This window comes from Massilia antarctica, from assembly GCF_015689335.1.
In the GTDB taxonomy this organism is placed as follows: Bacteria; Pseudomonadota; Gammaproteobacteria; order Burkholderiales; family Burkholderiaceae_D; genus Telluria_A; species Telluria_A antarctica.
In genome coordinates this window covers 7,386,580-7,409,355 of the sequence record NZ_CP065053.1, presented here as the reverse complement: position 1 = coordinate 7,409,355, position 22,776 = coordinate 7,386,580, and the positions used below count along the sequence as shown (strand labels likewise).

The following is a 22,776-nucleotide window of genomic DNA, read 5'->3' as shown; positions in this document are numbered from 1 at the left end:
AAGATGACTACCATGAGCCCGAATCAAACATCCGCCGCCGCGGCACCACCCCTGGCCGGCCCTTCCGGGGCCACGGTCATTCCGCTGCGCCCACCCAAGCGCTGGCACGATCCCCTGAGCCGCATCGAGCGGCAGGGCCCGAGCACGGCAGGCCGCATAGTGCTGCGTGCGGTGTCGGTACTGGTGCTGGTCATGATCGTGTGGGCTGCCTTCGGCAAGCTTGACGTCATCGCCAGCGCCGACGGCAAGCTGGCGCCGCAGACCCTGGTGAAGATCGTGCAGCCATCCGAGGCGGGTGTGGTCAAGGAACTGCTGGTGCATGAAGGCGACACGGTCAAGGCCGGACAGGTTCTGGCGCGCCTGGATGCGACCATCGCCAGTGCCGACAAGACCGGGGTCAGCAGTGACCTTGGTATCCAGCGGATGCAGGTGCGCCGCATCGAGGCTGAACTGTCCGGCAAACCGATGCTGGCGCGGGCCGCGGATGACGCGCTGCTGTTCGCGCAGGTGGAGCGCCAGTACCAGGCGCGTCGTGGCGCATTCAACGATAGCCTGGAGCAGGAGAAGGCGCTGCTGCAGAAAATGGAGTTTGAAAAGAAGAGTGCTGGCGAAACGCTGGCCAAGCTGGAGCAGACCTTGCCCACGTACCAGGCGGCCGCAAAGAGCTTGGCCGAGCTGTCGCAGGAGGGCTATGTGCCGCTGCGCCAGAGTGCCGACAAGGAGCGCGAGGCCGTTGAAAAGGCCAGGGACCTCGATGCACAACGTTCGACCGTGGCTGCGTTGAATTCGGCGATGGCGGCGCAACGTCAGAAACTCAGCCAACTGCACAGCACGTACAAAAGCGATCTGGAGCGCGAACTGGCGGAGATTCGCGCCAAGCTGGGCCAGTTGCAGCCGAGCCTGGACAAGAGCAGCTATCGCGAAGGACAGATGGTGTTGCGGGCGCCGCAGGATGGCGTGATCAAGGATCTGGCGACGACCACCACCGGCGCGGTGGTGCAGCCGGGCGCGGTTGTGCTGACTTTGGTGCCGAAAGATGAGCTGTTGTTTGCGGATGTGAATATCAAGAACGAGGACGTGGGTTTTGTCGCGGTGGGGCAGAGGGCCAAGGTGAAGCTAGCGGCTTATCCGTTTCAGCGGCATGGCATGTTGAGCGGGACGGTGATTCACATCAGCGCCGATGCCAGCGAACCGCCACGGCCGGAAGCAGGGAGAGAGGGGAGTAATGGACAGGCGAGCGGCAGCGCAAGTTACAAGGCGCGGATCCGCCTGGATCAGCAAGCGCTGAAAGACCCGCAAGGCAAGCGTCTTCATATCACGCCTGGGATGCAGGTGGTGGTCGAGATCAATCAGGGGCAACGGACAGTGTTGGAGTACCTGCTGTCGCCGGTGCAGAAAGCGGTTTCTGAAGCGGCGCGCGAGCGATGAGTGACGGGAAAGCTGCTACTCGCAACGTCGAACCGAAATCGAGGGGTGAGGAATAAAGAAGCAAATCGTTCTGTAAGAGGTTTCACGTCACAGCTATTTTATTTTTATTATTTTATATTTCTGTAGTGGTGCGCTTGAGAAATATTTATGGTAGGGTTTAGGTTGAAAATTAAATATCTATACCAAAAAATGGTGGTGACAGGTTCTCAGAAAATTGCAAAATCTTTTGTTAAATAATGAAGAGGTTCGCAATCTAGCGAGTTGGGTTCAACTGATGTTTTTGGAGGATAAATATGAAAATTAGTAACGATAAAATGTCCGTGTCGAGATTAAAAAAATGTTTTATTGGCGTGATAATCGTATCGATGACCTCGATGTTGGCAGGATGTTACCTTCCGAAAGCGATTGATGATTTTAGCGTGATGGGCAATGATACTTTATCTGACTTGGTGCGAAATTCTTATGGAGATGGAAATTTGACGCCCGGATATAGTTCTGGTGTAAGTGGAGTAGGTCGGATCAGTAAATCAAAAATTGAATTTTTGGCAAGTAATTTATTTGCAAAGCAAGAGCGAAATAAAATTGAGGCGACGTTTGTAAAAATGGTGGTCATTGTGTTGAAGGCGTCGTACCAAGAGATGCAGTATGTAGTTTTGTCAGAAAGTGGAAATTAAAAAATACTGGCGCTCCATTTGATACTTCAAACTGGTCCGACCCAGCATTAAAAGTCAACATTAAATTCAGATTTGATGAGCATGATCGAATGCAGGATTTATTCTTGGAAATTATTAATGTAACGGCATATGAAAAAAAATTAGAGGGTGGGAAATGGATAAATTTTCGAAGCACACTCATTCAGTCTGGGATTGCCAAGGTCTCCGGTAAGGCATGACTTCTGGGCTTTAAAAGGCCCTTCTCGATCAGTTATTGCGGAATTCCATGGAAAAAATCAAGGATAAAGATTCTTAGCCAGAAATCTCCAGATTAACGCGGGAGGGAGGCCGCTGATCTTCCGGGAGGTGTCAGCTGAAAAGATTTCGCACGTTTTTTTGCCGAATTCAAAGTTATTAACTAATCCGGGAAATATAAATATACGAATATGTATGATATTTTCATCAATGCGATTTTGGCTAATGCTTCTTATGCGGATGATTTGGTAGATCGGTGCCGAAGGGATGTCGTTAAAATTTTTGCTGGAAGAGCGAATGGCCCGGTTCTGGCCGAGTTTATTTCAAAGGAATTCAGCGTCATCAGTCATAAGGAATCGGGCGATATCGTGGGGAGTGGCTTCGACGCCACGACGTGGAAGCAAAAGTCTACGAATAAAATATATATTTCCTTCCAAGGCACGTTCGGCGTTAAAGGTATCGCGGCAGATCAAAACGGGCAAGCGTCGAATTATCGAGTATTTTTTGGCGCTGGTGCAGGGCGCGACTCGGGAAGGCTTGTGTGAACGTTAATCATTGCGCGGTGGACTCAGTCCTCGGGGCGATTGCATTTGCGGCAGATGTTGGTTTGAAAATGCGTAGCAACTTGCAGAAATTTAAAAGGATGATGTAGTTATGGGATTATATTATCTGGCATTGCTGTTGATCTGGTTCGGTGTGCTCTGGTGGGTGGTGAAGGGTCTCACATGGCGGCTCGATCATCGGTACAAGAGGTTGATTTCGCTGATTGTCATTGTCATTGTCTATCCGCTGCCGCTCGCTGATGAAATTATTGGCGCGATACAGTTCAGCAAATTATGCGAGCACCAGGTGATCTATAAGGATCCGGACATGGAGAAAAAAAGAGGTGCGCGTCTCATATTTGATCCTCATGAAAAGAGGCAAATTGAAGGAAAGGCGCTGCCCATGACGAGCGAACTTTGGGAATTCGTTAACGAAAGCGATAAATCAGTGATGCTTAGCTATGTCGTATTCAATACGGGCCAGGGACGTTTGACTCGACATGCCCAGCTCAACGAGGGAGGAAGCCCGTTGATCTTTAGCGGAGTGTGCTACCCGAAAGAAGATAAAAATCTTTACATTTATTACAAAATTGTAAATTAAGAAAGTCAAAAAATGAATATACACGATACTTTCATCAATGCGATTTTGGCTGATGCAACAACGTTATAAATTAAAATGGGGTAATATTTATGAGTGCGAATGATATTTTTGTTAATGCGATCTTGGCTGATGCAACATATGTAAATGGTTTGGCGGCTGAGATGACAGGAGAGTGCCTAAAGAAGGTGCTGCAGGATCGAATGAAACCAGAAAGGATGATGTAGTTATGGGATTAGTCTATTTTATATTGATGGTGATCTGGTTCGGTGTACTCTGGTGGGTGGCGAAAGGTATCACATGGTTGGTCGATTTTCGGTATAAGAGGTTGATTGCGACGATTGTCATTGTCGTTGGCTACCCGCTTCCGATCGCCGATGAAATTATCGGAGCAGTACAGTTCAGCAGATTATGCAAGCATCAGATGATCTATAAGGATCCGGAGATGGCGAAAAAAAAAGGGGCGCGTCTTATATATGTGCATCATGAAAGAAAGCGCATTGACGGAGTGGCGCTTGCCATGACAAGCCAACTTTGGGAGTTCGTCTACGAAAGCGATAAATCACTGATGCTTAGCTATGTCGTATTCAGAACCGGCCAGGGACGTTTGACTAGATATGTCCAGATCAACGAGGGAAGCAGCCCGTTGATTTTTAGCGGAGTGTGCTCCCCCAAAGAAGAAGAAAATCTTTTCCTTGATTACAAAATTATTAATTAGCTAGGGCAATAGAAAATGAATATGCACGATATTTTCATCAATGCGATTTTGTCCGATGCAGCTTATGCAAAGGATTTGAAAGATGGTCTGGAAGGGTTCGCGTTAAAGGAAAAGTTGCTGAATAGAATGACCCCAATCTTGGCCGAGCTAATCGGAAACGATTTCAAAATCATCAGTCATATGGAATCCAACGACATTAGCGGGAGCGGCTTCGATGCCACGATGTGGAGGCAAAAGTCGACGAATAAAGTCTATATTTCCTTCCAAGGCACGTTCGGCCTCAAAGATATCGCGGCAGATGTTGGGTTGGCAATAAGTGGCGCGGCCCGCAAGCAGGTGCTTGATATGGTCAACTGGTGGCTTCGTGAAACAGGAAAGGGTGACGACGCATCGGTACGGCAGATTGCACTCTGGGCTCCACCGCCGAACCCCGGAACGATCTCCCCTTCGGATCCAAAGCCTGGCACTTTCGTCAACGGGTCCAATGGCGTGGGTACCGGTACGATCACTGCACAAGACATTGCCAATGGTGTTGAAGTGAATGGCCACAGTCTGGGCGGATATCTGGCGTCCGCTTTTGGACGCCTGTTCAACGTGCAAGTACCGACTATGCACGCGACAACCTTCAATGGCGCAGGGTTTTCGTTTCGCAGCGATGAAGCGTTCAAACAGCTGGAATCATTGCTCGGGCCGGGATTTGGGTCGGGAAAAAATCCCAGCCTGATGGAACAGGACAATTTTTATGCGGAAAACGGCATCAATTTTACCACTAATGATTGGTGGTTTGATCAAAGCGGATTCCGCCAAACGTTATTTAACGAAGAGTCGGCCAATCCCGTCGACAATCACTCCATGTACAAACTCACCGATACGATGAGCTTGGCTGATGTCATGGCGCGGCTCGACAAAACGTTCGATATGAAAGACTTGAACGCGCTGTTGAAGACAAGTTCGAACCGGGCCGAAAGCAGTCTGGAAAATGTGCTCGATGCATTGCGTAAAATTCTGATCAACGAAAAAGCTATGCCGACGATGGTGGGGGATGTGTCCGATAGCGCTCCGAGCCGGCAGATGTATCACGCAAATCTGTTGCTCTTGAAAGTGGCACTTGATTCCGGTCTCTCTCCCGCACCGCTGGCGCAGTTAAACGGCAAAGTCAACATCACCGTTCCGACAAGCTCGGTTCCTGCCCGGAGCGACGAGCTCCATTATCTGCCGTATCTGCTTGCGCTGAAGTACCTGTTGCCGATTCAGGTTACGCCGGATAATCTGGATGCGCTGGCTATCATCGCCGCGAAGCATGTAGAACTAACAGGAAAAATTGCCAGCGATCAGTCGGATTTTGAGCAGAACGAGCGCTTGGGCGCATTGAATTTCAGCGACTTGTATCTTTCCAGCAGGTCCTTGATGCTGAAAATGATGATTGAGAGGAATAAGTCCGACGTGACCGGGATTGCGCCCTACCCGAATCTGATGTTCTACGATACCGTCACCGATACCACCTTGCGCTCCGGAAGTCCCGATTCCGGCGACGCGGGACGACGCCAGATCCTGTTTGGCGGTGAATACGGCAACGTGCTGACAGGCGGCGACAAGTACGACGAGATCTACGGCGACGACGGCGACGATACGCTCGGCGGCGGCGGCGGCAACGATTACATCGAGGGCGGGGCCGGCGACGACAAGCTTGACGGCGGTACAGGCAGCGACTGGCTGCGCGGCGGCAGTGGCCGCGATACCTACAGCTTTGGCGCCGCGTTTGGGAACGACACCATCGTCGACAGTGACGGTGTGGGAAAAATCGAAATCGCCGGTAGCGTGATTACGGATGGAAAAGGCGTCGGCAAGCGCAACCAATGGGTCGCCCAATTGGCCTCCGGCGAGTACGTTGGCATGGCGGTGTACGACGCCTCGTCCAGTGTCACGGGCAAGCGCATGATCATGACCAAGGGACTCGACAGCAGCAACGCGGTCACGATCGACAATTTCGACCTGGCGAAGGCATTGAGCAGCGAGGGATATCTTGGTATCAAGCTCGAGAGCCAGTCGAAAGTCGCCCTGAAAATCGGGCCGGGGAAAAACGTGTATAACGAACCCGGCTTTGTCGAATCGAGCCTGGCGGCGCAGCTGGCGACCATCAGCGAAGGCGGCGCCGCCACCTTCACCATGTCCTTGAGCGCGGCAGCCGGCGCGCACGAGACGGTCACGCTGTCGCTGTCCGGCGTCAGCGGAAAACTGATGGTGATGGTTGACGGTGCCCTGGTCGCCGCCGAAGGCGCCGTCATCGCGCTCAGCGAAGGTCAGACCGAAGTCGTTTTCGCGCTGGTCCAGCGCGGTGATTTTGAAGGCGATGTGCCGGGAACGCTGAAGGCCAGCCACAACGGCCCGGGCGGCGTCGCGAGCACCAATACCATTGCGCTCAGTCTGAAAGACACCGGAAAGTCCACCTTTACCATTATCGGAGATCAGCACGCTCCTGCGGGAAAGACCAGTGCCGACTTGTATAACTGGTCCGCAGTGACATTCCTGGCCGATGGCACCCTGGTCGGTGGCGTCGCCGAGGCAAATTTTTCCGACGTTCTAATGGGGGGAGGCGTCAAAAACAAGATTTTTGGCCTGGGAGGCAACGATCTGATCGATGGCGGCGAAGGCGACGATATGATCGATGGCGGTGACGGAGACGACATGATCGCCGGCAGTCAGGGCAACGATCACATCCTCGGCGGCAAAGGCAATGACTATATCAGCAGCGCTTCGCCTTCCAATGGACAGCGGCGTCTGTCTCCGGACCAGATGTGGACCCCCCCCGCTGGCAAGACAGCCATCGCCGCCGGCGCGGCCTGGGGTGTCTACGATAGTGGAAAAGGCAGCAATATATGGGATGGTGTGGATTCATCTTACTATGCAGACAATGATTTTGTTGACGGTGGCGAGGGCGACGACCGTATCATCGGAAGTCACGGTGATGACCAACTCCTCGGTGGAGCCGGAAGTGACGTGCTCTGGGGCTTGTCGGGCAACGACGATATTGAGGGCGGCGGCGACGACGACCATCTCTTCGGGGATGGATATCATGCAGACCCGCAACTGCTGATTTACCAGGCACCTGAGCACCATGGTGCCGACTTCCTGGACGGCGGCGCTGGCAACGATCGCTTGGTCGGCCAGGGATCGAGCGACGTGCTGTACGGCGGTATCGGCAATGACGTTCTGTTTGGCGACACCGGAGGCGGCCCGACGAGCGACCCGGACTACATTCCTTTCCAGTACCAGGGCAACGACTATCTCGACGGCGAAGAGGGCGATGATTGGCTGTACGGCGAAGGCAAGGACGATACCTTGTATGGTGGCGCGGGCAAGGATACGCTGTGGGGCGACATGTCGGCCTCTACCCTCTCGCCCGGTGACGATGCCTTGTATTGGGGGCGCGACGTGCTCGATGGCGGAGCCGGCGACGATATCCTGGTCGGTGGCGGCAAGGATGACCAGTTGTATGGCGGCACCGGCAACGACAAGCTGTGGGGTGACGAGAACATCAAGAGTTTCAACCAAGAATTTAGCGGCAACGACTTTCTCGACGGCGGCGACGGCGACGACCAGCTGGTCGGCGGCGGCGGCGGCGACCGCCTGCTCGGCGGCGCGGGCAATGATCGCCTGATCGGCGATGACGATGAATTCGTTCCCGCAGCCTTCCAGGGAGACGACTATCTCGATGGCGGCGCCGGCGACGATATGCTCGCCGCGGGCCTTGGTAACGATACGTTGTTTGGCGGCGCAGGCAATGACACGCTCAACGGCGGCGGCGGCGCCGACTACATGGTTGGCGGCGCCGGCAACGACATCTACGTCATCGACAGCGATGGCGATATCATTGTCGAGGAGGGGCGCCAGAAGGCCGGCGCCGGCACCGGTGCGCGCGGAGCGACGCTGCCGGCGCCCGGCGACGCCCGCGCCGACGAGCCGGGCACCAACGATGTCGAAGCAAGCATCAGCTATACCCTTGGCGCGCACCTCGACGCCATCAGGCTGACGGGAATCAATGCGATCGATGCCACCGGCAACAGCGCCAGCAATGGGCTGTTCGGCAATGGCGCAGCCAATGTTCTCACCGGTGCGGCAGGCGACGATTACCTGGTCGGCGGCGGCGGCAACGACGTCTATGTATTCGACCGCGGCGATGGCAAGGATACGATCGAGAACACCGATGTCTTGTCCGACAGCGCCGATCCCGCGCGTGCGCCGGCCGTCGACATCCTGCGCTTCGGCGCCAATGTGTCCGAGCGCGATATCGTCGCTTACCGTGATGGCGATATCCTGTCGCTGCGGATCAGCGGTTCGAGCGAACAGGTCAATATCCTCGACTACTTCGCGGCGAACAAGGTCGACGGCACGGTCACATCCGACCGCAAGCTCGATCGCATCGAATTCGCGAACGGCGTTGTCTGGAACCCGGCAAAGATCGACGCCATCCTGCTGCGCCAGGCGAATAACCAAGCCCCGGTTGCCGGTCCTGGCGTCCCATTTCTTAGCGCGCGCGCTGGCGACCCGTTCAGCTACACGCTCGCTGCGGCCAATCTGACCGATCCGGATGCGGACGACAAGCTCCATTACAGCATCCAGCTGGAGGGCGGCCTGCCGGCGCCTGCCTGGGTCAAATTTGACGCTGCGACCCGTACGGTGTCCGGCGTGCCCGACGACGCCAGCGTCGGCAAGTTAGTGCTGATCGTCGTAGCGATGGACAATTATGGCGCCGGTGCCGGTATCGGCATTGCTATGAATATCGGCGCAGCCAATCGTAAGCCCGTATTGAACGCTGTCCCGGTCGATGCGAAGGCGTCGCGCGGCACGCCGTTGACCTACAACGTTCCCGCTAATGTATTCACGGATCCCGACGGTGATGCGCTGACCTACAAGGTGACCTTGGAAAAAGGCGGCAGCCTGCCATCCTGGTTGAGCTTTAATCCCAAGACGGGCGTACTGAGCGGTACACCGAGCACGCTCGAACACCTGGTGCTTGCCATCACCGCCACCGACGTGCATGGCCTGAGCGCCCAGACCTTGATGAAACTCGATGTCGACAATCGGGCGCCAACGTTCGGCGCCTGGACGCAGGTGCCAGGTGGTGCCGCCAACGATGTGTGGCAGTTTACGGTGCCGCAGGGGAGTTTCACCGACAGCGACCGGGGCGATACCCTGTCCTACGCCGCCACGTCGCCCGATGGCAGCGCGCTGCCGGCATGGCTCACATTCGATGCCGCCACCCGCACGTTTTCCGGCCGCCCGCCGGCAGTGGGAAAGTACGATGTGCTGGTCAAGGCAAGCGACATCAACGGCGCAAGCGTATCTGCTGTGCTTCCGATCACCATCGACCCGAATCAGGTCTACTCCGGCACCGATGCGGCCGATGTGAAAGAGGGCGGCTGGGGCCACGATAGCCTCAAGGGTCTGGGCGGCAATGACACCTTGCTCGGCTCCTTCGGCAACGACCGCCTCGATGGCGGCGCCGGTAACGATTTGCTCAAGGGTGGCGGCGGTGCCGATACTTATGTCTTCGGCAAGGGCTACGGCAACGACACCATCGACAACCAAGACTTGCCATTGCAGGCTGGCATCGACACCATCGAGTTCCTGCCTGGCGTTGCGGTGGGCGACGTCAAGCCGACCCGCGCCGACAACGACCTTATACTGAGCCTGCCTGCCAGCGGCGACAGCTTGCGCGTGCTGAACTACTTCAAGGCCGACGAGCTTGCGCTGTCGCAGGTCGAGTTCATCAAGTTCGCCGATGGTACAAGCTGGACTTTGGCCCAGATTCTTCCATTCTTGCTGGTGGGCTCCGCCGGTAACGACAAGCTGTACGGGTCCGACACCAACGACATGCTCGACGGCGGGGCCGGCAACGACCGGCTCGACGCTGGCGCGGGCAACGATACCCTGGCCGGCGGCACCGGCAGCGATGACCTTATCGGCGGTACCGGTGCGGACACCTACCGCTTCAACAAGGGCGACGGCAAGGATACGATCTCCGATGTCAGTCCGGTCGTCACTGTGCCGGATGTGGACCGGCTGGAATTCGGTGCCGGTCTGATGCCGGCCGATGTCGAGGCCGTGCGCGATGGCGCCACCTTGCGCCTCAATTTCGGCAACAGTGGTGACGCGGTCACCATCTGGAGCTATTTCAGCACGAGGACCGACCTGAATCTGGCGGTCGAGCAGATCGCCTTTGCCGACGGCACCTTGTGGACCACGCCCATGGTCTTGCAGCAGGTACTCAAGGGCACCGACCTGGACGACAAGCTGGAAGGCACTGCGGGCAACGATGTCATCAGCGGCCGCAAGGGCCAGGATAGCTTGCTCGGCCTGCAGGGCAATGACACCCTGTCCGGCGGAGCAGGCAATGACACGCTCGATGGCGGCGTTGGCGACGATGTGCTCGACGGCGGCGCCGGGCGCGACCGCATGGTGGGCGGCGCCGGCAACGATATCTTCAAGTTCGGCCACGGTGACGGTCCGGATGTGATCGTCACCGGCGACACGGCGCCCGGAAAGATCGACACCATCCGCTTCGCAGACGACGTGCTGGCCAGCGATGTGCTCGTCGAGCGCTGGAAAGACAGGCTGGTGCTCATCATCAGCAGCTCTGGCGATACCTTGTTCGTTGAAGATTATTTCCGGGAAGTGAATGGAGTACGCACCGGAAAGATCGAACAGGTGCAATTTGCCGACGGCAGCAGCTGGAATACGGCTGCCGTCGACCAGATGGCGGTTCCACACTCCAACACGCAACCGTATATAAGGCAGACGGGGGGCGATTTTTACGGTAACGTCAACAGTACTTTCAACACGGTGATGCCTCTGGACTGGCATCTGGAAGTCGATGTGGGTGACGCCCTGTCCTACAGCATTGAGGCCTTGCCTGGCTATCCTGCCGTGCCCGCATGGCTGCACTTCGATCCGCTCACCATGAAGATGTGGGGTACGCCCGGCGCGAACGACCAGGGCGTGTCCTCGGTCTACTTTTATGCCACGGATCTTTACGGCGCAAAGGCCGGCATATCAATCAACATCCATGTCGGCGCGGTAAGCGTCGCGCCGACGGTAGCGTCGCCCGTAGCCGATCAGCTCACGTCGCAAGGAACGTCCATCCGGTTCAGCCTCGGTGACGTGTTTGCCGACGCGGATCAGGGCGACGTGGTCGCATACAGCGCCACCTTGAGCACGGGCGCCGTGCTGCCCACATGGTTGACCTTCGATCCGGTTGCGCGTGAGTTCAGCGGCATGTCCGCCGCCGCCGGGACCTTGAGCGTGAAAGTCACCGGAACCGATCTTGGCGGCAAGTCAGCCTCGGATGTCTTCGATATTGTGGTCGCGCCGGACAGCATTATTACTGGCACTGCCGGCAACGATACCTTGAAAGGCGGCGCCGGCAACGACATCGTCAGGGGCCTCGGCGGCAACGATGAACTCGAAAGCGGCTTAGGGCGCGACACCCTGGAAGGCGGCGCCGGCGATGATACCTACCTGATCAACCACGACGACGATACCGTTGTCGAAAACGTGAACGAGGGCATCGATACGGTGCGCACCGCGTTGCCGAAGTACACACTGCCGGCCAATGTCGACAACCTTGTGTTTAACGGCGAGGTGGCAGGAATCCTGACAGGTAATAACCTCAATAATCAACTCAGCGCGGGGGCGGGGGCCCAGACCATCGATGGCGGCGCGGGAGCCGATACCATGGCCGGCGGTGCCGGCGATGACCGCTATGTGGTCGACAGCGTGCTCGATAACATCGTCGAACTGCCTGACGGCGGTAACGATACGATCACGTCAAGCCTGAGTCTTACCTTGCCCGTCAACGTGGAAGCGCTGGAATTGACGGGGACCGAAAACATCGATGCCACCGGCAATGCTGCCAACAATAAAATCCGGGGTAATGCGGGGAATAACCGCCTCGACGGTGCCGGCGGCCGCGACGATTTCTACGGCGGCGATGGCGACGATACCTATGTCGTCGACAGCATCGACGACTGGATTTCAGACGACAGCGGTAACGACACGGTTGAAACAAGCATCAGCTCCCCAAACCTGCTGTCCGGCAGCGTCGAGAACCTGACCTTGACCGGTGCCGCGCTCTCGCGCTTCGGCAATGCGCTCAACAACATCATCAAGGGCAATGCCCTGAATAACACGCTCAATGGCCTGGAAGGCAATGATCAGCTGTTCGGCGCTGGCGGCGACGATACCTTGTCCGGCGGGGCGGGCAATGACGTGTATGTCGTCGAACGTGGCGATGGCAAGGACGTCATCCTCAATGACGATGTGGCCAGCGCGGTCGATACCCTGCGTTTCGGCAAAGACATCGCGGAGGGCGACATCTGGGTGCAGCGCAGCGGCGAAAACCTGCTCCTGCTGCTCCGCGGGACCACGGATCAAGTGACTTTCTCCAAGTACTTCGCCGCCGACGTGACCAAGGACGGCGCCATCGTGAACAACAAGATCGAGCGGGTCGAGTTTGCCGGCGGTGTGGTATGGGACCAGGCAAAAATCCAGAGCCTGGTCGATATCTCCAGCGCCAACAAGGTGCCGGTACGCGGCCCGGTGAGCGTGGCGCCGTTCAAGGCGGAGGTCGGTAAACCGCTGAGCTTCGCCCTGGCAGCCAATACCCTGGTCGACCCGGATCCTTTGGATACCTTCGTCTACAGCGCGTCGTTGGCCAATGACGTGCCATTGCCGGCCTGGCTGAAGTTCGATGTGGCCTCGCGTACCTTCAGCGGCACGCCGACCGTCGCCGATGTGGGCTCGGTTCCCGTCAAGCTGTGGGGGACCGACAACCGTGGCGGGCGAGGCTACATCGACCTGCCGCTGGTGGTCAGCCCGGCCAACCGCACGCCGGTGCTGGCCGCCGCGCTGGCGGACCAGTCCAACGCCTTGGGCACCGCATTCAGTTACGTGGTGCCGGCTGGCGCATTCACCGATCCGGATGCGGGAACGGTGCTCAGTTACAGCGCCACCATGGCCGACGGCACGGCTTTGCCGGCCTGGCTGTCGTTCAATGCCACTACCCGGGCATTTGGCGGCACCCCGCCGGCTGCCGGAACCTTCAGCGTGAAAGTGAGCGCGCGGGATAGCGGCAATCTGAGCGCCAGCGATGTCTTCGATCTCGTCGTCAGCGTGAAAAACCTCACCTTGACCGGGACCGCCGGCGCCGACCAGTTGAACGGTGGTGCGGGTAACGATATCCTCAATGGCCTGGACGGCAACGATAAGCTGAACGGCGGCGGCGGCAACGACACCATGGATGGCGGCCTCGGTACCGACACCATGACCGGCGGCGCGGGCGACGATGTGTACGTGTTCGACCTGGCGGCCGACGTGGCGGTGGAAGCCGCCAACGAAGGCAATGACACGGTCAAGTCGAGTGTGAGCACGGTCCTGGGCAACAACATCGAGGCCCTGACCCTGACCGGCACGGCGCCGCTCAACGCCACCGGCAACGCATTGAACAATGTACTGACCGGTAACTCGGGCGACAACACGCTCGACGGTGGTAGCGGCGCCGATATCCTCAACGGTGGCTCCGGAAACGATCTCTACATCGTGGACAACGTTGGCGATATCGTCAACGAGGGCAATTACGTCGGCGTCGATACCGTGCAGACGGGCTTGAATTACGACTTGGGCCCCTACCTCGACAACCTGACCCTGACCGGTAGCTTGGCGGTCGATGGCAAGGGCAATGCCGGCAACAACGTGATCAAGGGAAATGCTAACAACAACGTGCTCGATGGTGGCAGCGGGGCAGACGCACTCAGCGGCGGCGCCGGGAATGACACCTATATCGTCGACAATGCCAGCGATACCGTGGTCGAACTGGCGAACGAAGGCATCGATACCGTCAAGTCCGGCGTGAGCAGCACCCTGAGCGCGAATATCGAAGCGCTGTTCCTGACGGGCGTGAACGGGATTAGCGGCACCGGTAACGCGCTCAACAACCTGCTCGTCGGCAATGGTGCCAACAATGTGCTGAACGGGGACGCGGGCGACGACCTGCTTCAGGGCGGTGCCGGGCTCGATACGCTCACCGATACCCTCGGCAATAATCTGCTCGATGGTGGCGCCGGCAACGACACACTCACCGCCGGCGTTGGCAGGGAGATGCTGATCGGCGGTGCCGGCAACGATGTGATCCTCACTGGCGACGGGGCCGATATCATCGCTTTCAACCGCGGGGATGGGCAGGATGTGGTCAATGCCAGCACCGGCAAGGACAATACCGTTTCCCTGGGCAAGGGCGTGCTGTACGCGGATTTGCTGTTCAAGAAAACCGCAAACGACCTGGTGCTGGTGACGGGCGCGGCCGAACAGATCACCTTCAAGGACTGGTACGCGGCGCCTGCCAATCGCAGCGTCGCCAATCTGCAGGTGGTGATTGAAGGCGGCAGCGACTATGACGCCGCGTCGGCCAGCAAGCTCAACAACAAGAAAGTCGAGCAGTTCAACTTTGACGGTCTGGCCGGGGCGTTTGATGCTGCCCGCACTGCCAATCCGGCATTGACGAGCTGGGCCCTGTCGTCCTCCTTGCTCAGTTTTTACCTGAGCGGCAGCGACACGGCGGCACTGGGCGGCGACCTTGCCTACCAGTACGCCAGGACCGGCAATCTGTCATCGATGTCGATGCTGCCGGCCGGCGCTTTGTTGTCGAGTCCGGCGTTCGGTGTCACTGCGCAACCATTGCAGGCGGGTTCGGCATTGCGCGACCTGTCGCCACAGCTTGTGTAACTGACTGCTCAGGAGCGGGTCGCGTACCCGCTCCATCATCTCCACAAGCCGCCCGGATCGCACCGGGCGGCTTTTTTTCGATCCGGAAACGAACGCTGACGTCGAACCGCGCCCTCAACTGCGGGGAAACCGGTCAATTCGACCCGCTCGCTGGCCCCTGCCAAACAAAATTCCCAATGACCCTCATTAATACAAACAATGAGGCGCTCGACTCATCTTGTCGTATCATAATAACCAATGAGAGCTTCTCATTCGATAGTTTTTCTTAACCCACAAAATTCACCTACGAGGATACCCATGTCGCTGATCAATACGCAAATTCCGGTTTTCAAAACCCAAGCTTTCCACAACGGTAAATTTGTTGAAGTCTCGAACGAGTCGATGAAGGGCAAGTGGTCGGTCGTCATTTTCATGCCTGCCGCATTCACCTTCAACTGCCCGACCGAAGTCGAAGATGCGGCCCAGAACTACGCCGAATTCCAGAAAGCCAACGCGGAAGTCTACATCGTCACCACCGACACCCACTTCTCGCACAAAGTCTGGCATGAAACCTCGCCTGCCGTCGGCCAGGCCAAGTTCCCGCTGGTTGGCGATCCGACCCACACCCTGACCCGCGCTTTCGGCGTGCACATCGAAGAAGAAGGCCTGGCACTGCGCGGCACCTTCATCATCAATCCGGAAGGCGTCATCAAGACCCTGGAAATCCATGACAACGCCATCGCCCGCGACGTCAAGGAAACCCTGCGCAAGCTCAAGGCTGCCCAGTTCGTCGCCGCCAACCCAGGCCAGGTATGCCCTGCCAAGTGGAACGAAGGCGCCAAGACCCTGACCCCATCCTTGGACCTGGTCGGCAAGATCTAAATCGCAGCAAACAGGAAGGGCGCGGCGCCTTGCGCTGCCTTTCCTGCACCGGGAACCCGCCCGACGGTTCCCGGTTTTAATTCAAGGCACTTTCTTACGGATATGAACATGCTTGACACGACCCTCAAAACCCAGTTGCAAGGCTATTTGCAGAACCTGCGCGCGCCGATTCGTCTCATCGCAACGCTCGATCACAGCGAAAAAAGTGCCGAACTGCGTGAACTGCTGGCCGAGATCAGCAGCCTGTCCGATAAAGTCAGTGTCGACGAGTCGGGCACCGATAGCCGCAAGCCTTCGTTCGTGATCGCCCGCGAAGGCGAAACCCACGGCGTGCGCTTCGCCGCCATTCCGCTCGGCCATGAATTCACCTCCCTGGTGCTCGCCCTGCTGTGGACCGGCGGCCATCCGCCGAAAGTGGAACCCGAAGTGATCGAGGCCATCAAGGCGCTCGACGAAGCAATCGATTTCGACGTGTATATGTCCCTGTCCTGCCACAATTGCCCGGACGTGGTGCAGGCAGCGACCCTGATGGCGGTCTTCAATCCGAGGATCCGCACCGTGATCATCGATGGCGGCCTGTTCCCATCGGAAGTCGAAACGCGCCAGGTGATGGCGGTCCCGATGGTCTTCAAGAACGACACCATGTTTACCTCCGGTCATATGACCGTGGAAGAACTCGTCGCCAAGCTCGACGTGAATTCGGCTGAACGTGAAGCCAAGAAACTCAATCACAAGTCCGCCTTCGACATGCTGATCGTCGGCGGCGGCCCGGCCGGCGCGGCGGCAGCGGTGTACGCGGCACGCAAAGGCATCCGTGTCGGCGTGGCGGCGGAGCGCTTCGGCGGCCAGGTCAACGACACCATGGCCATCGAGAACTACATCTCGGTGCTGGAAACGGACGGCCCCACATTCGCCGCCGCCCTCGAAGCGCAGGTGCGGCACTATGAAGTCGACATCATGAACCTGCAGCGGGCCGAGCGCATCGTTCCCGCCGCCACCCCGGGCGGCCTGGTCGAGGTGCACATGCAAAACGGCGGCGTGCTCAAGGCCCGCAGCGTGATCGTCTCGACCGGCGCGCGCTGGCGCAACGTCAACGTGCCCGGCGAAGCCGAGTACAAGAACAAGGGCGTGGCCTACTGCCCGCACTGCGACGGCCCCTTGTTCAAAGGTAAGCGCGTGGCCGTGATTGGCGGCGGCAACTCCGGCGTGGAAGCGGCCATCGACCTGGCCGGCATCGTCCAGCACGTGACCCTGGTCGAGTTCGCCGATTCGCTGAAAGCCGATGCGGTCCTGGTCAACAAGCTCAAGAGCCTGTCGAACGTCACCATCCACGTCAATGCCCAGACCACCGAGATTACCGGTGACGGCCAGAAAGTGAACGGCATGGCTTACAAGGACCGTGCCACCGGAGCCGATCACCACGTGGCGCTGGAAGGCGTGTTCGTGCAGATCGGCCTGGTGCCGAATACCGAATTCCTGAAAGGGACTTTGGAACTGAGCAAGTACGGCGAGATCGTTGTCGATGCCAAATGCCACACCAGCCTGCCGGGTGTGTTTGCCGCCGGCGACGTGACCACGGTGCCGTACAAGCAGATCGTGGTCGCCGCGGGCGAAGGGTCGAAAGCCGCGCTCAGTGCGTTCGACTACCTGATTCGCCAACCGGTGGTGAGTAATGTTGCCAACGAAGAGGAAGTAGCGCTGGCGGCCTGATCTCAGCAACCCGTCGCTTCGCAAAAAAACCGCCCGGCTGGAAACCGGGCGGTTTTTTTTCGCCCGTGAACTTTGGTTCAGGAAATGCAACCGCCTGCCGCACCGGCTTTTCCGCAATCGGGACGGCGTGTGCGTGCCGCCGTCGCCTGATGTGGCGCAGACGCGCGCGCACTCACCGGCCTATTCTTGAAACGGGCCATGCGCGCGCCACGCCGCACTGCCCGGGCCGGGTTCATGTTCGCCGAACCCATCCGATTTCCGTCAAGGAGTCTTTCATGTCCGTCCCCCGGCATTGCAACAGACTGGTCCTGATTGCCGCCCTCGCGCTGCCGCTGGCAGCCCCGGCGGCGACGCGCTACACCGTCACCACGGTCGGCGTCGCCGGCAGCAGCGCGCGCGACATCAACCTGAGCGGTCACGTGCTCGGCGCCTATACCGACAGCAGCGGTACGATGCGCGGCTTCCTCAACACCGGCGCCATGCCGCTGGACCTGGGTTCCTTCGGCGGCGACACCATCCCCAACGCGCTCAATGACGGCGGCATGGTGGTGGGCACCTCGACCAACCGCGCCGGCCAGGAGCGCGCGTTCAGCTACGGCAACGGCAGCATGCGCGATCTCGGCACCTTGGGCGGCACCTACAGTAGCGGTTACGGCGTGAATCATCGGGGCGACATCGTCGGCAGCGCCAGCACCGCCAACCCGGCCGAACAGGACCTGGAGCGGGCATTCCTGATGTCCGGCGGGGTGATGCGCAACATCGGCACCTTGCCCAATGGCGACATGAGCCGCGCGCTGGATGTCAACAATACCGGCCAGGTCACCGGGCTGTCCTCGGTCAGCAGCGACAGCGGTCCCGAGCATCCCTACCACGCCTTCCTGTACAGCGGAGAGGTGATGACCGACCTGGGTACCCTGGGCGGGCTGTACAGCACGGGTTACGCGATCAACGACCGCGGCGCCGTCGTGGGCGACGCCGGCAGCAAGGAGGAGTTTCCGTCCGGGCACGCAATCCCGCACGCCTTCCTGTATGTCAACGGTGTGATGAGCGACCTCGGCACCCTGGGCGGCAAGGAAGCCGGCAGCATGGCCTTCGACATCAATAACCTGGGCCAGATCGTCGGCGAAGGCAGCAGCGACAGCGTGCAGCGCGCTTTTCTATCCTGAATTTTGCATAAAAAAGGGCAAGAATGCCGTAAGTGATTGATAGAATGGGAGTTATCTAGAAACCTACCCTGTCAACAAAAACGCCACCTTGCCCGACATGAATTCTACCCCAGAGCAGCTCCGTTTTGCATCCATTCCCGCGCACAGCGTCCGCGCCGATTTCGCCGGTGGGGGTTTGTCGTCCGATCTCGGTCCAGTTTTGCTGCGCGGAGTCGACCTCCAGATTGGCTTGACCAAGCGCCTCGCTGCGGCCTTGCCTGACCGCCGTCATCAGAGTTACGTCAGCCATTCGTATCACGATCTTCTGACACAGCGCATCTACCAGATCGGCTGCGGTTACGAAGACGGCAATGACGCGAACAGCCTGCGCCACGACCCGATGTTCAAACTTGGCGCGGCCCGTTTGCCGTTCGACGACGAGGCCGCGCTGGCGTCCGGGGCGACGATCTCGCGCTTCGAACATGCGGCCAGTCGCCAGGACATCTACCGCGTCAGCGAAGCGCTCGTGGAACAGTTCATCGCCAGCTTTTCCAGCCCGCCAAAGAGCTTGATTCTCGACCTGGATCACTCCGAGGATGCGTGCTACGGCCAGCAGCCGCTGGCGTTCTACAACCACCACTATGGTTCGACCTGCTACTTGCCGCTGATGATTTTCGACGGCCAGTCGGGCGGCTTGATCGCGGCGGTGCTGCGGCCCGGAAGGCGACCATTTGGCGAAGAGAACGCGATGATCATGCGGCGCGTTCTGACGCGGATTCGTCAGCACTTCCCCGCTACTCATGTTCTCGTACGTGGCGACGGACATTTTAGCGGGCCTGAATTAATGAGCCTGATCGACAGCATGTCGAACGTGGACTTCATTTTTGGTTTCGCCTGCAACCCCAAGCTCCTTGCGATGGCCGAGCCGACCAGACTTCGCGCCATTGACCGGTGGGTGGCTGCACAATCGCAGGACGTGGTGCCCAATGCGGTGCGTCTGTTCGACGAATTTGCTTACCAGGCGCGTTCTTGGCCGAGAGCCTGGCGCGTGTTGCTCAAGGCCGAGGTCATGGCCCTTGGCGAGAACACGCGCTTCATCGTCACCTCGCTGCCAGGACTCGATGCCGGTATGTTGTACGAGGATATCTATTGCGCGCGCGGTCAGGCCGAAAACTATATCAAGCATCTCAAGGATGACCTCGCCGCCGACCGTACCTCCTGCACCAGCTTTCTCGCCAATTGCATGCGCCTGTTGCTGCACGCGGCGGCCTACATCCTGCACCAGCAACTGCGCACCGAAGGGCTGCGGCATACCGCGCTGTCGCAGGCGCAGCCATCAACGGTCATTTCCAAACTGTTCAAAATCGCCGTGCAGGTCAGGCAGTGCAAGAACAAGATCGTTCTACATTTACCAAGTGCCTGTCCAGTCAGAGATCTGCTGCAGACGTTGACCGAAAGACTGTATTTGGCAACGCCCGCCAAGTCCTTGAACTCGTCCTGAGTAAGACACGTCCGGTCTGCCGAGAATTGACCACTCCGTCGCCAACATCAACCTCATACCGCTCCATTTGATATGCCGATTGATCGGGTAGGCGGGCTATTGCCCGCGACATCGTGATCGTCACCGAGAAGCTCATGGATCGCCGAACCGGCACTGCGGCAGCAGTTTATGAAACATTCAGGCTATATGAAAACGGCGTCCTGCGCGACCTCAACACCTTGATCGATCCGGCCTTCGGCTGGGTCTTGCAAGAGGCGCGCGCCATCAACGACATGCAGCAGATCGCCGCCACCGGCTGCAAGGGTGGCCAGTGCTACGCCTTGCGGCTCGATCCGACCAGTGCCGTGCCCGAGCCCGACACCTATGCGGTGCTGCTCCTTGGGCTGGTCATGGTCGGCTTTGCCGCGCGCCGTGCCGCCGGCGTGGGCGCCAACCGCACGGTGTCGAGCAGCGCGCGGCAGGGTGGCACCGCGCTGCCGTTCGCCCGGTGAGCGATGCCCTGCACGGCGGCGAGGCCGCGCGCAAGGGCAGGGAAGAACGATCTTACACGCCGCAGTAAGCGGTTTTGACAGTGGTGAAGAACTCGGCCGCGTAAGTGCCTTGTTCGCGCGAACCGTAGCTCGATCCCTTGCGTCCGCCGAACGGCACATGGTAGTCGACACCCGCGGTCGGCACATTGACCATCACCATGCCCGCTTCGGCATGGCGCTTGAAGTGGGTCGCGTACTTGAGCGAGGTGGTGACGATGCCGCTGGCCAGGCCGAACTCGGTATCGTTGGCCATGGCCAGCGCATGCTCGTAGCTGTCGGCCGGGATCACCATGCCGACCGGGCCAAAGATTTCCTCGCGACTGATGCGCATGTCGTTGCTGCAATCGGTAAACAGGGTCGGACGCAGGAAGAAGCCCGGCGTCGCGCATGCCACCCGCTCGCCGCCGAAGGCCAGGGTCGCACCTTCCTCGCGGCCGATGCCGATGTATTCCATATCCTGATCGAGCTGGCTCTGGTCGACCACGGGGCCGATGTCGATGCCGTCGCCGAGCGCGTCGCCAACTTTCAATGTGGCCAGCTTGTCGCGCATGGCGGCCACGAATGCCGGGTAGATGCCTTTTTCGACGATCAGGCGGCTCGATGCCGTGCAGCGCTGGCCGGTCGAGAAGAACGACCCCTGCACCGCGCAGTTGACGGCGGTGGCGAGGTCGGCGTCGTTGAGGACGATCAGCGGATTCTTGCCGCCCATTTCGATCTGCACCTTGGCCATGCGCCCGATGGCGGCGGACGCCACCTTTGCGCCGGTCGCGGCCGACCCGGTGAAGCTGATCGCGTTGACCCGGCGGTCATGCAGGAAAGCCTGGCCGACCACCTTGCCGCGGCCCATCACCAGGTTGAACACACCAGGCGGCAGGCCGGCGCGGCTGATGATTTCGGTCAGGGCCCAGACGCTGGCGGGCACCAGTTCGGCCGGCTTGATCAGCACGCAGTTGCCGTAGGCCAGTGCCGGCGCGATTTTCCAGGAGGGAATTGCAATCGGGAAATTCCACGGCGCGATGATGCCGACCACGCCGACCGGCTCGCGCGTGACTTCCACGTCGAGGTTGGGACGCACGGACGGCAGCTTGTCGCCGCGCAGGCGCAGGCATTCCTGGGCGAAGAATTTGAAGATGGCGCCGGCGCGGGCGACTTCGCCGATGCCTTCCGGACGGGTCTTGCCTTCCTCGCGCGAGAGCAGGGTGCCGAGCTCTTCTTTGCGGGCCAGGATTTCGCTGCCGATCTTGTCGAGCGCATCGGCGCGCATCTGGATGTTGGACAGGGCCCAGCCGGGCGCGGCGGCAGCGGCGGCGGCGATCGCCAGCTCGGTTTGCTGCGCGTCGGCCTGGGCGTAGTGGCCGATGATGTCGGTGGTGTTCGAGGGATTGATATTGGCGGACGACGAAGCGCCGTCGACCCAGGCGCCGTTGATATAGTTCTGTTTCATGGAAGCTTTCTACGTGGCTCGCAGGGGGACCGCGATGCGTGTTTATCAAAAAACAAGAGCTTACCATTGCGCGAGGAATGCTGCCGCAGGGAGCCGCTCGATGATGGGCGATTGTGCCGATTGCGGCGTGCTTGGCGGGTGCCAGTAACCCTAAACACGTCGTTCCCGCGCAGGCGGGAACGCATGCGTTCCACCCAAGTTTGCGCTGTAGCCACTGGCTGATCTACGAAATTGGGTTCCCGCCTCCAGGAACTGCCTTTTGGACTCAATGGCGTTAGGTTCAGCGTTTTTCTGACCACAAGCTTCAAAATCGTCATTCCCGCGCAGACGCACTGTCGTCCGGAATAATTTTCTTGACGCGCTCACGAGAAGAGGCATCCTTGAATTTCTGCGAATTCGTGCGCCGCTTGTCGTCGTCGGCGATCATGTAAATCTTCGGTGTCCGTACGTTGAAATAGGGTTGCGCGGACGAAGCAAAGGCAATCCCACAGGGTCCGTTTCACACGGTTGGACTCGTTGAACAGTGCAACCAACAAATAACTGATGAGAGCGGTATATAGTGGATCCACATTTTGAGACAGTGGCCACGGGGTAGTTTAAGCTATCGTCCTT

Annotated in this window: 12 protein-coding genes; 11 read left to right on the top strand and 1 reads right to left on the bottom strand. The window is 58.8% G+C overall.

All coding sequences use genetic code 11. From position 1 onward, the window contains the following. Positions 1–12 precede the first annotated feature (12 nt). From IV454_RS32435 to IV454_RS32385, 11 genes are all read left to right on the top strand, one after another. Positions 13–1,428, top strand: a complete 1,416-nt coding sequence (locus tag IV454_RS32435; RefSeq protein ID WP_229521969.1) for an HlyD family type I secretion periplasmic adaptor subunit — start codon at positions 13–15, stop codon at positions 1,426–1,428. A gap of 293 nt (positions 1,429–1,721) precedes the next feature. Continuing rightward, positions 1,722–2,102 (top strand): hypothetical protein, encoded by a 381-nt coding sequence (locus tag IV454_RS32430; protein WP_206089647.1) that lies wholly within the window; start codon positions 1,722–1,724, stop codon positions 2,100–2,102. A gap of 425 nt (positions 2,103–2,527) precedes the next feature. Then, a complete protein-coding gene (locus IV454_RS32425) occupies positions 2,528–2,881 on the top strand; it encodes a hypothetical protein (protein WP_206089646.1) in 354 nt (117 codons plus the stop codon). Positions 2,882–2,990: 109 nt separating this feature from the next. Beyond that, a complete protein-coding gene (locus IV454_RS32420; protein WP_206089645.1) occupies positions 2,991–3,479 on the top strand; it encodes a hypothetical protein in 489 nt (162 codons plus the stop codon). Positions 3,480–3,651: 172 nt separating this feature from the next. Beyond that, entirely contained in the window at positions 3,652–4,194 is a 543-nt protein-coding gene (locus tag IV454_RS32415; RefSeq protein ID WP_206089644.1) for a hypothetical protein, read from the top strand. Between the two features lie 1,416 nt (positions 4,195–5,610). Then, on the top strand, positions 5,611–14,973 hold the full coding sequence (locus tag IV454_RS33455) for a putative Ig domain-containing protein (RefSeq protein WP_206089643.1): 9,363 nt from the start codon (positions 5,611–5,613) through the stop codon (positions 14,971–14,973). Positions 14,974–15,270: 297 nt separating this feature from the next. Continuing rightward, a complete protein-coding gene (gene ahpC / locus IV454_RS32405; protein WP_054264024.1) occupies positions 15,271–15,834 on the top strand; it encodes an alkyl hydroperoxide reductase subunit C in 564 nt (187 codons plus the stop codon). A gap of 108 nt (positions 15,835–15,942) precedes the next feature. Continuing rightward, complete coding sequence (gene ahpF, locus IV454_RS32400; RefSeq protein WP_206089642.1) at positions 15,943–17,544, top strand: alkyl hydroperoxide reductase subunit F; 1,602 nt, start codon at positions 15,943–15,945, stop codon at positions 17,542–17,544. A 275-nt stretch (positions 17,545–17,819) separates the two neighbouring features. After that, positions 17,820–18,710, top strand: coding sequence for a hypothetical protein (locus IV454_RS32395; RefSeq protein ID WP_206089641.1), 891 nt, complete (start codon positions 17,820–17,822; stop codon positions 18,708–18,710). Between the two features lie 97 nt (positions 18,711–18,807). Continuing rightward, on the top strand, positions 18,808–20,190 hold the full coding sequence (locus tag IV454_RS32390) for an IS1380 family transposase (RefSeq protein WP_206092847.1): 1,383 nt from the start codon (positions 18,808–18,810) through the stop codon (positions 20,188–20,190). 134 nt (positions 20,191–20,324) lie between these two features. Next, the gene (locus IV454_RS32385) at positions 20,325–20,681 is read left to right on the top strand and encodes a PEP-CTERM sorting domain-containing protein (RefSeq protein WP_206089640.1); all 357 of its coding nucleotides are present in this window, start codon (positions 20,325–20,327) and stop codon (positions 20,679–20,681) included. A gap of 52 nt (positions 20,682–20,733) precedes the next feature. On the opposite strand, the gene IV454_RS32380 is transcribed toward IV454_RS32385, so the two are convergent. After that, positions 20,734–22,164: an aldehyde dehydrogenase family protein gene (locus IV454_RS32380; protein WP_206089639.1), complete on the bottom strand. Its 1,431-nt coding sequence runs from the start codon at positions 22,162–22,164 to the stop codon at positions 20,734–20,736. Between the last annotated feature and the right edge of the window lie 612 nt (positions 22,165–22,776).

What these genes read in the sequence shown, in the direction of transcription:
- IV454_RS32435 (WP_229521969.1), top strand. Translation starts at nt 13, where the DNA reads ATGAGCCCGAATCAAACATCCGCCGCCGCGGCACCACCCCTGGCCGGC.
- IV454_RS32430 (WP_206089647.1), top strand. Translation starts at nt 1,722, where the DNA reads ATGAAAATTAGTAACGATAAAATGTCCGTGTCGAGATTAAAAAAATGT.
- IV454_RS32425 (WP_206089646.1), top strand. Translation starts at nt 2,528, where the DNA reads ATGTATGATATTTTCATCAATGCGATTTTGGCTAATGCTTCTTATGCG.
- IV454_RS32420 (WP_206089645.1), top strand. Translation starts at nt 2,991, where the DNA reads ATGGGATTATATTATCTGGCATTGCTGTTGATCTGGTTCGGTGTGCTC.
- IV454_RS33455 (WP_206089643.1), top strand. Translation starts at nt 5,611, where the DNA reads ATGATGATTGAGAGGAATAAGTCCGACGTGACCGGGATTGCGCCCTAC.
- ahpC (WP_054264024.1), top strand. Translation starts at nt 15,271, where the DNA reads ATGTCGCTGATCAATACGCAAATTCCGGTTTTCAAAACCCAAGCTTTC.
- ahpF (WP_206089642.1), top strand. Translation starts at nt 15,943, where the DNA reads ATGCTTGACACGACCCTCAAAACCCAGTTGCAAGGCTATTTGCAGAAC.
- IV454_RS32395 (WP_206089641.1), top strand. Translation starts at nt 17,820, where the DNA reads ATGTCCGTCCCCCGGCATTGCAACAGACTGGTCCTGATTGCCGCCCTC.
- IV454_RS32390 (WP_206092847.1), top strand. Translation starts at nt 18,808, where the DNA reads ATGAATTCTACCCCAGAGCAGCTCCGTTTTGCATCCATTCCCGCGCAC.
- IV454_RS32385 (WP_206089640.1), top strand. Translation starts at nt 20,325, where the DNA reads ATGGATCGCCGAACCGGCACTGCGGCAGCAGTTTATGAAACATTCAGG.
- IV454_RS32380 (WP_206089639.1), bottom strand. Translation starts at nt 22,164, where the DNA reads ATGAAACAGAACTATATCAACGGCGCCTGGGTCGACGGCGCTTCGTCG.